This window comes from Alloalcanivorax xenomutans (genome assembly GCF_032810065.1).
GTDB classification, from domain to species: domain Bacteria; phylum Pseudomonadota; class Gammaproteobacteria; order Pseudomonadales; family Alcanivoracaceae; genus Alloalcanivorax; species Alloalcanivorax xenomutans.
The window spans coordinates 804,761-818,186 of record NZ_CP136538.1 but is presented as its reverse complement, the minus strand read 5'-3'; the positions used below and the strand labels follow the sequence as shown (position 1 = coordinate 818,186).

General features: G+C 61.1%; 12 protein-coding genes and 1 tRNA gene. 4 read left to right on the top strand and 9 right to left on the bottom strand.

The window, feature by feature from the left end; genetic code table 11:
* Positions 1-32: 32 nt before the first annotated feature.
* The 6 genes from rplI to rnr form a co-directional block, all read right to left on the bottom strand.
* Entirely contained in the window at positions 33-485 is a 453-nt protein-coding gene (rplI, locus tag RYH70_RS03880; RefSeq protein WP_022993839.1) for a 50S ribosomal protein L9, read from the bottom strand.
* 15 nt (positions 486-500) lie between these two features.
* On the bottom strand, positions 501-731 hold the full coding sequence (gene rpsR / locus RYH70_RS03875; protein WP_014993157.1) for a 30S ribosomal protein S18: 231 nt from the start codon (positions 729-731) through the stop codon (positions 501-503).
* A 17-nt stretch (positions 732-748) separates the two neighbouring features.
* Complete coding sequence (gene priB, locus RYH70_RS03870; protein ID WP_035451201.1) at positions 749-1,060, bottom strand: primosomal replication protein N; 312 nt, start codon at positions 1,058-1,060, stop codon at positions 749-751.
* Positions 1,060-1,401, bottom strand: coding sequence for a 30S ribosomal protein S6 (rpsF, locus tag RYH70_RS03865; RefSeq protein ID WP_022993840.1), 342 nt, complete (start codon positions 1,399-1,401; stop codon positions 1,060-1,062). The genes priB and rpsF overlap by 1 nt, the downstream gene beginning before the upstream one ends.
* Positions 1,402-1,517: 116 nt before the next feature.
* Positions 1,518-2,270, bottom strand: coding sequence for a 23S rRNA (guanosine(2251)-2'-O)-methyltransferase RlmB (rlmB, locus tag RYH70_RS03860; protein ID WP_284455978.1), 753 nt, complete (start codon positions 2,268-2,270; stop codon positions 1,518-1,520).
* Between the two features lie 53 nt (positions 2,271-2,323).
* Positions 2,324-4,756, bottom strand: coding sequence for a ribonuclease R (gene rnr / locus RYH70_RS03855; protein WP_022993842.1), 2,433 nt, complete (start codon positions 4,754-4,756; stop codon positions 2,324-2,326).
* Positions 4,757-4,996: 240 nt separating this feature from the next.
* Between rnr and RYH70_RS03850 the strand changes: the two genes are divergently transcribed.
* From RYH70_RS03850 to RYH70_RS03840, 3 genes are all read left to right on the top strand, one after another.
* Positions 4,997-5,083 (top strand) — tRNA-Leu (locus RYH70_RS03850).
* Positions 5,084-5,386: 303 nt separating this feature from the next.
* On the top strand, positions 5,387-7,144 hold the full coding sequence (locus RYH70_RS03845; RefSeq protein WP_317009797.1) for an alkaline phosphatase D family protein: 1,758 nt from the start codon (positions 5,387-5,389) through the stop codon (positions 7,142-7,144).
* Between the two features lie 88 nt (positions 7,145-7,232).
* Positions 7,233-7,487 (top strand): hypothetical protein, encoded by a 255-nt coding sequence (locus tag RYH70_RS03840; protein ID WP_022993844.1) that lies wholly within the window; start codon positions 7,233-7,235, stop codon positions 7,485-7,487.
* 27 nt (positions 7,488-7,514) lie between these two features.
* Here the strand turns inward: RYH70_RS03840 and RYH70_RS03835 are convergent, their stop codons facing one another.
* The 3 genes from RYH70_RS03835 to RYH70_RS03825 form a co-directional block, all read right to left on the bottom strand.
* A complete protein-coding gene (locus tag RYH70_RS03835; protein WP_022993845.1) occupies positions 7,515-8,213 on the bottom strand; it encodes a hypothetical protein in 699 nt (232 codons plus the stop codon).
* Between the two features lie 127 nt (positions 8,214-8,340).
* Positions 8,341-9,747, bottom strand: coding sequence for an alkaline phosphatase (locus RYH70_RS03830; RefSeq protein WP_317009796.1), 1,407 nt, complete (start codon positions 9,745-9,747; stop codon positions 8,341-8,343).
* A gap of 26 nt (positions 9,748-9,773) precedes the next feature.
* Positions 9,774-11,234, bottom strand: a complete 1,461-nt coding sequence (locus RYH70_RS03825) for an alkaline phosphatase (RefSeq protein ID WP_317009795.1) — start codon at positions 11,232-11,234, stop codon at positions 9,774-9,776.
* A gap of 299 nt (positions 11,235-11,533) precedes the next feature.
* Between RYH70_RS03825 and RYH70_RS03820 the strand changes: the two genes are divergently transcribed.
* Complete coding sequence (locus RYH70_RS03820) at positions 11,534-13,303, top strand: PhoX family protein (protein ID WP_026949433.1); 1,770 nt, start codon at positions 11,534-11,536, stop codon at positions 13,301-13,303.
* The last annotated feature ends 123 nt before the right edge of the window (positions 13,304-13,426 follow it).

Here is a 13,426-nt window from a genome sequence, read left to right as displayed (position 1 = left end):
AGGGGCAAACCGGCGCGGGATAGCGGCCGTGATTACTCGGCCGGTACCACCGCCAGTTTGATGGTCACGGTCACATCGGCGTGCAACGCCAGGTCGATTTCGTACTCGCCGGTTTGACGCAGCGCGCCGTGCGGGAGCTTCACTTCGGCCTTGGACATTTCCACACCGGTCTGCTCGGTGATGGCGTCGGCGATGTCGCGGGTGCCGACGGAGCCGAACAGCTTGCCTTCGTCACCGGACTTGGCGCCGATGGTCACGGACGCTTCGGCCAACTTGTCAGCGCGCTCTTGAGCGGCCGCCAGCTGCTCGGCGGCTTGTTTTTCCAGTTCCGCGCGACGAGCCTCTACTTCGGCCAGGTTACCCTTGGTCGCCGGCAGGGCCTTGCCTTGCGGGATCAGGAAGTTACGGCCATAGCCGGGGCGAACGTCCACCACGGAGCCCAGATCACCCAGGTTCTTGATGGTTTCCAGCAGGATCACTTGCATGACGGTCCCCTCGGCTTAATTGTCGTGGCTGTCGGAGTACGGCAGCAGCGCCAGGAAGCGGGCCTGCTTGACCGCGCTGGCCAGCTGGCGCTGATAACGTGCTTTGGTGCCGGTGATGCGGCTGGGCACGATCTTGCCGGTTTCGGTGATGTAGGCTTTCAGCGTGTCGAGATCCTTGAAATCAATGTACTCAACACCTTCCGCGGTAAAGCGGCAGAATTTGCGACGGCGATAAAAACGGGCCATGGTTTTCTCCTCGATTCCTAGTCCAGGGGCTCCAGTGTTTCCACGATCAACTGCAAACGGTCCCGGGCTTCACCCTTGTAGCCGGCGCGGCTGAGAAAGCCGCCGACTCTGACCCGTTGTCCTTCCTTCAGGTGCTTCGCCAGGGCGGTCTTGCCGCCGGCGAGTACCAGCCCGATGCGGGCCTGGACTTCACGGGGATGGCCGTCTTCAAGCTGCCGGGACCGGTGCTCCAGCCAGAGACGCTGGCGGGGCACGCCACCCGGCGTTACGGCCACCTTTTCAAGGGTGACGATGATGCCGGTGAGCTCGCAGTGATTACGCTCGGAAATCAGCTGGCGGCCTCCTCCTTCTCGTTGGATTTCGCCAGCGGGGACGGCTCGGTGATGGCCTTCTCGCGACGAATTACGAGGTGACGGATTACGGCATCGTTGAACCGGAAGGTGTTTTCCAGCTCGGCGAGGGTTTCGCCGTCACATTCAATATTCAGCATCACATAGTGTGCTTTGTGGATCTTGTTGATCGGGTAAGCCAGTTGACGGCGGCCCCAGTCTTCAAGACGGTGGATGGTGCCTTTGCCATCGGTAACGATCGCGCTGTAACGCTCGATCATGGCGGGCACTTGCTCGCTCTGGTCCGGGTGGACCAGGAACACGATTTCGTAGTGACGCATTGTTGGCTCCTTACGGATTGGGCAGCTTCCCGAATATCGGTGAAGCAAGGAGTCCGCCCGCCACCGGGTTGGCGGCAGGCGAAGGGCGGGGATTCTATCTCAGAAGGCGCGCGGGCTCAAGAGCGGCCGCGGGCACGGAGGTGGAACAGCATCACCCCGGTGGCCACGGACACGTTCAGGCTCTGCACATCGCCGGCCATGGGGATCGACACCAGGTCATCGCAGCGCTCCAGGGTCAGGCGCCGCAGCCCCTCGCCTTCGGCGCCCATGACCACCGCCAGGCCCGGATCGGGCTGGTAGTCGAACAAGGACACACTGCGCTGATCCAGGGCCGCCCCGGCCACACGGATGCCCCGTTCCTGCAGCGCCGCCAGCAACTGGGCCAGATTGCCCACCTCGAAGTATCGCAGCGATTCGGCGGCGCCGGCGGCGCTGCGGCAGGCCACCGGTGTCAGCCCGGCGGCGTGGCGGCGCGGCACAATCACCGCATCGACACCGGCGGCGTCGGCGCTGCGCAGGCAGGCCCCCAGATTATGAGGGTCCGTGACGCCCTCCAGGATCAGCAGCAAGGGCGGTCTCTCAAGCCCATCCAGCAAGACCGCCAATTCGGATTCCCCGCCCGGCACGCGCGGCCGGGCCCGGGCCACCACGCCCTGATTTTGCGGGCCCGCCAGCTTCTCCAACGATTCCCGGCGCGCGGACTGCACCGCTATGCCCTGAGCCAGCGCCTGTTGCATCAACGTATCCAGGCGGGCCTCGCCACGTTCGGCCCGGCGGTCCAGGACAAACAGCTCCAGGACCGCTTCCGGCCGGTGCCGCAGCAGCGATTCCACCGCATGGATACCGGAGTACATCACCGGCTTGTCCATGGCACCTTTACGGGACCCCGATTTGCCCCGGGGCGGGGCGGAGGGACGCTTGCTCATCCGCGACGGCGCCCCCGGCGGGCGGACTTGGACTTGGGCTTGCGCTTACCGTCCTTGGGAATCTCGCCCTTGGCCAGCTTTTCCCGGGTGCCGCCGCCCTTGGCGGCCGGCTCGGCGGCCTGTTTCGGCGCCTTGGCGGCCTTCTTGGCCTTGCCGGAGCGGCCTTTCTTTCCCGGCCGCGCGGACGTGGAGCTGATCAGTTCCAGGTCGATCTTGCGCTCTTCGGTGTGCACCCCGGCCACCTTCACGCAGACCGCGTCACCGAGACCATAACGGCGCCCGGAGGATTCCCCCACCAGCACCATGTTGACGTCATCGAAGCGGTAGTAATCGCTATCCAGGTTGGCCACATGCACCAGGCCGTCGATATGCAGATCGTTGATCTGGACAAACAGCCCGAAAGCCGCCACGCCGCTGATCACCCCATCGAATTCCTGCCCCAGGTGCTCCTCCATATATTGGCACTTGAGCCACTGCACCACATCACGGGTGGCGTCATCCGCGCGCCGCTCGGTCATCGAGCAGTGCTCGCCCATGGTCACCATGTCCGCCGGACTGTAAGGCAGGATGCGTTCGCGCGGAATCGCCGGCAGCTCGCCGGGATTGTCCACATGGGGACTGTCGGCGCCGGAGCGGATCAGATAGCGGATGGCCCGGTGCACGAGCAGATCCGGGTAACGCCGGATCGGCGAGGTAAAATGGGTATAGGCGTTGTAAGCCAGACCGAAATGCCCTTTGTTGCCGGCCTCGTATTTGGCCTGGCTCATGGAGCGCAACATCATGGTCTGAATCACCTGCCGGTCCGGGCGCTCGGCGATGTCCCCGCCCAGTGCCTGGAACACGCTTGGCAGGATTGGCCCGTCGGACCAGGCCAGGCTCAGCCCAAGCCCGCCGAGGAACTGCTGCAGATTGCTCAGGCGCTCTTCCTTGGGCGGCTCGTGATTACGGTAGAGCGTCGCCACATCGGCCTTCTCCAGCAGGCGGGCGGCACAGATGTTGGCCGCCAGCATCGCTTCCTCGATCATGATATGCGCCACATTGCGCACCACCGGCACGATGGCGCGAATCTTCTGATTCTCGTCGTAGAGAATCCGGCTCTCGTCGCTGTCGAAGTCGATGGCGCCACGCAACTCCCGGCGGCTGCGCAGAGCCTGGAACATCTCGTGGAAGGACCAGATCATATCGATGGACTCGTCGTCCAGCGACGCCACCGTTTCCTGGGCCAGCTCGGATTCCGGTTCCTCGATCATCGCCCCGACCTTGGTATAGGTCAGGCGGTGGCGGGAGCGCATCACCCCTTCGCGAAACACGAAGCGCGATACCCGGCCGTTGGCGGAGACCAGCATGTCGCAATAGAGACACAGCCGGTCCACATGGGGGTTGAGTGAACACAGCCCGTTGGACAGCGCCTCCGGCAGCATCGGCACCACCCGGTTGGGGAAATACACCGAATTGCCACGCTTGTGAGCTTCGTTATCCAGCGGACTGTTGGGATGCACATAGTGGCTGACGTCGGCGATGGCGACGATCAGGCGCCAGCCGCCACGGCGGCGGCGGGACACGTATACGGCATCGTCGAAATCGCGGGCATCCTCGCCATCGATGGTCACCAGCGGCAGGTCGCGCAGATCGACCCGATGGGCCTTGGCCTCATGGGGCACTTCCGCGCCAAAGCGGGCGGCGGCTTCTTCCACCCCTTCCGGCCACTGGTAGGGGATCTCAAAGCGGCGCAGCGCCACCTCCACTTCCATCCCCGGCTGATCCGGCGTGGCAATGATCTCCTCCAGTCGCACCAGCACATGATGGTCACGCGAAGGATACTGGGTGATGACGCCGCGAACGTGATCGCCCGGGCTCGGCTTGAGGCCATTATGGTCCTCCACCAGAACTTCCTTGGCGATACGCCGGTTCTCCGGCTCGATGAAACTGACCCCCGCCTCGCGACGGAAACGGCCGACCACCTCGGTCACCGCCCGTTCGGCGATCTCGACAATACGCGCCTCGCGCTTGCCGAAGCGGTTGAAGCCTGCTTCGTTCACCAGCACCCGGTCGCCGTCCATGACCTTTTCCATCTGGCGCGGCGCCAGGAACAGATCGGACAGGCTGCGATCATCGGGGATCAGGAAACCGAACCCGTCGCGGTGGCCCTGCACGGTACCGGCGACCAGATTCATGCGAGAGACGATACCCAGTTTACCGTTGCGGTTTTCCACCAGCTGGCCGTCACGGAGCATGGCCTTGAGCCGGCGCTCCAGGCCAATCAGGCCGTCTTCGCCCACCGCCAGCAGTTCCGCCAGTTGCCGCTGATCCAGCGGCTTGCCCTGGTCATTCAACACTTCAAGGATCAACTCTCGGCTGGGAACCGGATTCTCGTATTTCGCCGCTTCCCGATCCGCGTGGGGATCCGTGTAGCGTTTTTTTGATGACATTCAATACCCTCAAAAACAAATGTATGGGTTGGCCGGCGCATAATGCGCCTCAATTTGGCTCGTGGGAAAAACGTGGCAAGCCGGTCTCCCTGGCAAGGCGTTGTGGGCGCCGGAGATGAAACCAATATGAAGCAAATGGGACGACTTTTTTGCAGAAACCGTTTGACATCGGGCCATCATATACTAGAATGCACGCGCTTTCGCGATGAACGGCCTGATTTTTTCAGCCTTTCACGCCAAGCCGAGGTGGTGAAATTGGTAGACACGCTAGCTTCAGGTGCTAGTGGGGGCAACCCCGTGGAGGTTCAAGTCCTCTCCTCGGCACCAATTTAAAAAGGCTCCCAAACGGGAGCCTTTTTTGTTACGGCGAGGTTCGGACTCCCGGCCCACGCAAAGACTCACAGCGGGCGATATCCCGCTGTGGCGTGGGCGCGCAAAGCCATGCTTTCCGCCCTCTCCTCGGCACCAATTTAAAAAAGGCTCCCAAACGGGAGCCTTTTTTGTTTCGGCGAGGTTCAGCCCACGCTCCCTCCTCATCCCCCTCCTTCCCATATACAACAACCAACATAAAACCGTCATAGCGGCTCATTAGCATCGCTCCCACCCAATAACCTGACAGGGAAGAGCACTATGAGACGCCTTACTCGTCGTGATTTTATTCGTGCCTCGGCGCTGGGCATGGGCGCGGTGGTGGTATCCTCCGGCCTGACCGGCTGCGGCGGCTCGTCCTCAAACCGCAATTCGGACAATGGCAATGAGCGCCTGGTGGCGTTCCACCATGGCGTCGCCAGCGGCGACCCGCAGACCCAGGGCGTCATTCTGTGGACCCGGGTGACCCCGGAAGACGGTGATACCTCACCGGTATCCGTGAGCTGGGAAGTGGCCAGTGACGCGGACTTCACTCAACTGGTCAATGAGGACAGCACCGAGGTCCGGCAAGCCTACGACTATACCCTCAAGGTGGATGTTCAAGGGCTGGAGCCCGGCAAAACCTACTACTACCGCTTCCATGCCGCCGGCGTCACCTCCCCGGTGGGCGTTACCCGCACCCTGCCGGAAGGCAATGTGGATCAGGTCACCTTCGCGGTGCTGTCCTGCTCCAACTATCCAGCGGGCTTTTTCCATGTCTACGCCGAGGCCGCCAAGGAAGCACGGCTGGATGCGGTACTGCATCTGGGTGACTACCTCTATGAGTACGCCACCGACGGCTACGACGGCGACCAGGCCGAGGAGATGGGCCGCGCCCTGCCGGAAAACAACGACCTGGAAATGATCCAATTGGTGGATTACCGCCGCCGCTACGCGCTCTACCGCACCGACCCGGACCTGCAGGCCCTTCACGCCAAGGCGCCGTTCATCGCCGTTTGGGATGACCACGAAATCGCCAATGACGCCTGGATGGAAGGCGCCGAGAACCACGATCCGGCCACCGAAGGCGATTATCTGATGCGCAAGCAGCGCGCCCTGCAAGCCTACTTCGAGTGGATGCCGATCCGGCCGTTCGACGACAACGACCGGGAAATCATCTACCGCAGCTTCCACTATGGCGACCTGGTCAGCCTGCACATGCTCGACACCCGCATCATCGGCCGGGACGAGCAGCTCAGCTATACCGATTACCTGACTGATACCGACCTCGACGCGGAGGCGTTCACCGCCGCGGTCACCGATCCTAATCGGCACCTGCTCGGCACCACGCAGTTGAACTGGCTCAGTGAGGCACTTGCCACCTCCAGCGCCACCTGGCAGGTACTGGGCCAGCAAGTGCTGATGGGACGCATGCTGATGCCCGCGGAAATGCTGCAGGGCCTGCTGGCTCCTGCCCCCGAGCTGGTTACCCTTATTGAAGAACTGACCACTCTGAAAGGACGCTATCTGCAAGGCGACCCAACCCTGACCGAGGAAGAGATCGCCCGCATCACCACTGTCCTGCCCTACAACCTGGACGCCTGGGACGGCTACATGGCCGAGCGCGAGGTCCTGCTGCAAACGGCCAAGCAGTTGGGCAAGAACCTGGTGGTGCTGGCCGGCGACACCCACAATGCCTGGGCCAGCCATCTCACCATTGACGGCGGCGAGGGCAAGCAAAGCGTCGGCGTGGAACTGGCCACCGCCTCGGTGTCCTCGCCGGGCCTTGAGTACTATCTGCAATTACCTACCGAAGCCATTCCCCAGGCGGAGCAGGCCATCACTCTGCTGGTGGATGACCTGCAGTACCTCAACGCCAGCCAGCGCGGTTATCTGCGAGTCACCTTCACCGCCGAGGAAACCCGGGCGGACTGGCGTTTTGTATCCACGGTGAAAAGCAGCGACTATCAGGTGGACGAGGCACGCGGGCATTCGATGACGGTGCAGGCAGGGAGTCCGGCTCTGACCCAGGCGGACTGAAAACAGCGGGGGATGGTGAACTTGCATACGCCGCCGAAGTGGCCCAATATCCGGGCCGCACGCAGACTCGAGCGATAACGTGGTCCCTATGCAAAAGAATCAAGCCACCCCCGCCCTTCATGCCTCCCGGGGCCGTCGCCTGCCCGTATTGGCACTGGCCCTGTTTCTGGCCTTGCAAGCGCCAGCCTATCTGCCGGCAACCGCGCGGGCCGAGGTACACCCGGAAATTCAAAAGGCCAACGAACAGCGAGCCCGGGCGGAGAGGCGTCAGAAATTTCTGCTGCTGTTTCCCGCCGCCGCCCTCGGCATCACCATCGCGCTGATCATCATCAAACGCCGCTGAGCCTGCTCACGCTCTCTACACCACCGCTCAATCAAGCAGGTCCGAGTAGTCCCGGTTCTTGTAACCTTTCAGGGTAGTCCAGGGAGCCGGCTCCGGATCGGCGATTTCCCTTGCCTCGATGGTGCGGCCGGACAAACCGTGTTCGTCCCGGGAACGGATGGACACCGCGTAGCGGCGCTCGGGATTCCACACCAGGGTGATATGCTGGGAGCCACGTTGCATCTGGTAGGTTTCGACACCGTCAGCCACCGAGGACGGCTCCAGGGAAGACAGGCTGGCCGGATCCACCAGCGCCCAGGTTTCCACCCAGTGGCCGTCGTAGCCTACGTTGCCATAATACGGCGGCGCGATATCGATCAGACGCTGTTCGTAACGATCCACCAATTTGACGTCGACGTTGCCGCTGTCATCCCGCTGAATCCACAACGGCGCGCCCACCACGTCGGCGTGTTTGTGGCCAAGACCACCATGATGATGATCATCGTGATCCCGTTGTGCCGCCTCGGGCACTTCCCGTTCCACCCATAGGGTGTTTTCCTGCCGGTACAGTTTTTCCGCGTAGGACAGCTCCTGCCGCACACCGTCCTTGCCCACCTGCCACTGGTGGTACTCCACGCGCAATGCGGAAGCGGCTTCCGCCCAGGCGGCGGCCGGCCAGGCCAGGGCCATCACCACCCCCAGCATGCTCAGCCGGGCCAGACTTTCGATTCTTCCAACAAGCATCATTTAACTACCCATAAAAAACTGCCGGGAGCAATTTTAACGTTGCTCCGCGACGGCCCGAAGGGTGACCGCCACGGACGGCGGTCATAAAAAAGGGTGGCCGAAAGACCACCCGTGAACACCGGAAAACTCAGAGCCCCATGGCTTCGTGGATCAAATCAAATACTTCCACGTTATCCAGGGTACCTTTGAACAAATCGCTGCCGGCGCCGCCCGCGTTCAAGCGAACATCACCGCCACCGTGAGTTTCAGTGCCCGGTCCACCCAGTTTCACGCCCACTTCCTGCAGGTAATCGTCCTGCAGCACTTCGTCCTCGGTCAACGTGGCCCGATCCGCTTCACGGGGGCCGCCGCCATTACCGAACACCAGGGTAGTGAAGGGCTTGCCCTGAGCGTCCAGCGCCAGCCCGCCGGTGCGGTATTCCTTCAACAAGCCGAGCACCGGATTACCGATCTTGGAGTAACCATTGAACGCCATGACGTGATCGTGATCCGCGGTAACGATGATCAGAGTATTGTCCAGATCCACTTTTTCCATGGCAGCGGCAATGGCCTGGTCGAATGCCAGCGTGTCCTCCAGCGCGCGCTTGGCATTGGTGCCGTGCAGCGCGTGGTCGATACGGCCGCCCTCCACCATCAGGAAATAGCCGTCCTGATTGCGGGACAGGATATCGATGGCGGTGCTGGTCATCTCCGCCAGACTCGGCTCATCCAAATCGTTATTGACCCGATCCAGCTCGTAGTTCAGATCACTGCTGTTGAACAGACCCAACAGTTTGTCCGTGCTGCCCAGATCGACATTGCCCAGCTCCGAGCCACTGCTCACGTAAGTGTAACCGGCGTCCTGCATTTCCATGATCAGATCGCGGTCATCACTGCGGCGCCCCTCGGGGGCCGGCAGGAAGTGACGGCGGCCACCCCCCAGGATCACATCGATACCGTCGGCCCCCAGCGCACTGTTATAACCGTCACCGCCGGGCACCATCTGCGTGGCAATGGTATTTTCAGCATTGCGGTTACAGATATGAGCATAGGTAGTAGCAGGCGTTGCATGGGTGATACGCGTGGTGGTCACCACGCCAGTGCCGTAGCCCTTGGCCTTGAGGATCTCGAGCAGGGTTTCCGCCGCCTCACCGTTACCGGTTTCCGGGCAGAGGCTGTCACCATCGCTCTGGTACGGATTGCCATCATCATCGTTGGGGTTGGTATCCGGCGTCATCGAAATCACTTCGTTCTTGGATTTCATGCCGGTCATATAACTGGCCATACCGGGAGCGCTGTCGGTGGTCTGGGCGTCCTCGGAGTAGGTCTTGATGCGCGCGGCGTAGTCCAGCTTTTCCATCGCCAGTATATGGGTCTCCGGCACTTCCAGTCCGGCTTTTTCACCGGCGTAAATGCGTGCCGCGGTTTGTGTTACCGGGCCCATGCCGTCACCAAGGAAGAAAATAATGTTCTTGGCCTGAGCGGCGCTGACCGGCTGGGTCATCAGAGAGGCGGCACAGCAGATCAGTGCACCGCCAATAACGGAACGTTTCATGTTTCTCTCCTGCTTTAATTGGCGGTTCAATCCAGATCCAGGGCGGCCTTGATCTTGCCGAAAACTTCGGTGTTGTCGATGACACCGTGGAAGACGTCGGCCCCCATACCAACCGCCCCCAGGAATACGTCACCACCACCGTGGGTTTCACTGCTGAGCTGAATGACCGCTTCCTGCAGGTAGTCATCCGCGGCGGTTTGGGTCTCCGTCAACGCGACGCGGGTAGCGGGACGATTCGGGCCATTACCGAAACCGAGAATGGTGTAGGGGTTACCATCAACATCGGTGCGCGGCTCCCCTTTGTTCGGACCGTTGGCGTAGTTACGAACCATGCCCAGAACACCGGCATGGTCCTCCGTGGTCTTGCCGGTACGCTCGGCGTAACCATTAATCACCAGAGTGTGATCATGGTCCGCGGTGACCACGATCAAAGTGTTTTCCAGGCCCGGATCAATCTCTTCCATTTTCTCCAACGCGGTTTTTACCGCGTTATCGAACGCGATGCCGTCGGTCAGGGCACGCTTGGCACTGGTGGCGTGCAGCGCATGGTCAATACGGCCGCCTTCCACCATCAGAAAAAAGCCATTGTCACGGGGGCTGAGCAAATCGATAGCCTTGCCGGTCATTTCCGCCAGGCTCGGCTCCTGCGTGGGAATGCGGTCAAGCTCATAGCTCATATCGCTGCTGGTAAAAATGCCAAGCAACTTTTTGGTGTCGTCGGCCACACTCATCAAGGCATCGGTGTTGTCCACGTACTGATAGCCGGCGGCTTGCATTTCCTCGATCAGGTTGCGGCCGTCGGTACGGCGACCGCTCTGATCCGCGGGCAGGAAGTGACGGCGGCCGCCACCGAGCATGACGTCGACACCATCACCAAGGGCGGCATTGAAGCCGTCCCCGCCCGGCACCATCTGCGCGGCGATGGTGTTTTCACCATTCCGGTTGCAGATATGGGCGTAGGTGGTTGCCGGAGTGGCGTGAGTAACCCGGGTGGTGGTGACCACGCCGGTGGCGAATCCCTGCCCTTTCATCAGCTCCAGCAGCGTTTCGACCGGAGCGCCGTTATCCTGCTCACAAGTGCTGTTGCCGTCAGCGTCCACGTATTGGGAACCGTCCGGTGCATAAGCATTGGTGGCGGTGCTCATGGAGATAACTTCATTCTTCATCTTCACGCCGGTCATGTAAGCGGCCATGGAGGGCGCGCTATCGGTCACCTGACCATCCGCGGAGTAGGTACGGACGAAAGCGGTTTCCGGCAGTGTATCGATAGTGATGCTACCCGCCTCGCCAGCTTCGAAGATGCGCATGGCGGTCAACGTGGTGATACCCATGCCATCACCCAGGAAAAACAATACGTTTTTTTTGGTGGTGGCTGGTGGCGGCGCATCATTGCTGTCGCTGTCACTGCCGCATCCGGTCAGCGTTACGGCAAGGGCGAGCCCCGCCATTTTGAGCATTTTCATCAGCACTTCCTGTCTCATCGTCATGTCTTCGGCCCCCAACTGGGCAAGGGACCACCCCGGCAAGGAGTATTCGAAATGTTTATGACAGTTTTTAGATACTTTCAGGAATGTGCAGCGAAATGGCCGCCATCTGCTTTTATATGTAACGATATAACAAATCACAACGCGGCAAGGGCCATGCAAATCGAAGTCCTGAATTCGCCGCCGGCCGCTATTTCCGGATCACGAGAAATATTTTTGTCATTTTTCTCTCATTAAAACGCCATCCTCGCCCCCCACTCTGTTCGCACCCCAATTCCAAACAATAGTAGACGGAGCTATTCATGTCTCTGAGGAACGACGCTTTTAAACTGGGCGCGCTGGCGGTTGCCATTTCCATGGCATTGACCGGCTGCGGTAGCGACAGCGACAACGATGACAACGTCGGCGGCGACCCTGATCCGCAGCCGCAGATGGAACGGCTGACCCGTATCGCCACCCTGCCGCTTGGCGCGGAAGCCACAGGGCTGTTCTTGAAGGAAGACGGTGAGGTCTTCACCAATATCCAGCATCCTTCCGACGCCAACGTCACCCAGGATGCGGACGGCAACACCTACAGCCTGGCCACCGTGGGCGTGATCGAAGGCGCCGATGTCAACGAACCCTTCGAATCCGTTTCCGTGCCGGAAACCGACGAAGAGAAACAGGTGATGCGCGTGGCCCTGGGCCGCTATAACGTGCTGGGGCAGCAGGGCAAGGACTGGGGCGGCGCGCCTGAACCCAGCGGCCTGGGCGCTATCAACGTGAAGGACGGCAGCGCCACCATTCGTGTTTCCAACGACCCGGATTTCAATGGCTGGATCCCGGTCAGCGAAAACGAAGGTTATCTGTTCACCAACTGGGAAGACCGGCCCGGGGGTATGAGCCGGCTACACCTGATGCGCGACCAGGATGGCCGTTGGACGGTACAGGATAATGATGCCTCCATGGTGGATTTCTCGGCAGTGAACGGCACCTGGGTGAACTGCTTCGGCACCGTGTCCCCCTGGAACACCCCGCTGACGTCGGAAGAACTGTACTTCGACGACACCATTGACTGGAACAATGAAAACTACCCGTACTATGGTCAGGCGCAGGATCTGGCGGACTACCTGGCCGGCGAGATCAACACGGATTACAACGCCACCTTCCCGAACCCCTACGATTACGGCTACATCGTCGAAATCACCGACCCCACTGGTGCACCGACACCGGTAAAACATTTCACGCTGGGTCGCTACTCCCACGAAAACGCCGTGGTTATGCCCGACCAGAAGACCGTCTATATGAGCGATGATGGCGGCGGCGTGATCCTGTTCAAATTCGTGGCCGACGCCGCCGGCGACCTGAGCAGCGGCACCCTGTACGCGGCCGCCGTTCAACAGGACACCGTGCCCATGGACGCCGCCCAGGCCGGTTTCGATATCGAATGGGTGGAGTTGGCCAGCGGCAACAACGCCGAGATCGAGGGCTGGGTGGACGAATACGACGGCATCACCCCGAACGATTACACGGAAGGTGCCAACAGCTACATTAGTCAGCAACAGATTGACGACTGGGCGGAGAGCAAGCTCGGCGAGGATCTGGACAACAGCGGCGACGTGGCTGCCAACCCGTTCGGCGATGATCGCGTGGCCTTCCTGGAGTCTCGCAAAGCGGCGGTAGCCCTGGGTGCCACCGGCGAGTTCAACAAGATGGAAGGCATCAACGTCAACATCGAGCGCGCCAAGGCAAGCGTCGAAGGCGACGGTCCGCAGGCCTACGTCTACGTGGCCATGTCCGACATCAGCGGTGCCATGACTGACAGCGAAGGCCTGGTGCAGCTGACCAACGAAGATGCCAACTGTGGTGGTGTGTTCCGCATGCCTCTCGGCGCTAACTACGATGTAGCCCGCCTGGAAATGGTGGAGCTGGGTGGTCCGTACCAGCCCGAGGACGCCGCCAACACCTGCAGCGTGGACGGGCTTTCCGGCCCGGATAACGTAGCGGTCATGAACGATGGCCGCGTGCTGATCGGCGAGGACACCGGCGGTCACGAAAACAACATGGTGTGGTTGCTGGATCCGGAAGGCTGAGTACGCCCTTCGGACCCATACCGGGGAGGAGCGTCTGGCGCCCTCCCCGTTTTCCGTTCTGACACTTTATTTTCAATCAATCGGTTCCTCGACCATGAAAGCACTACTTTACGCGACCGGAAT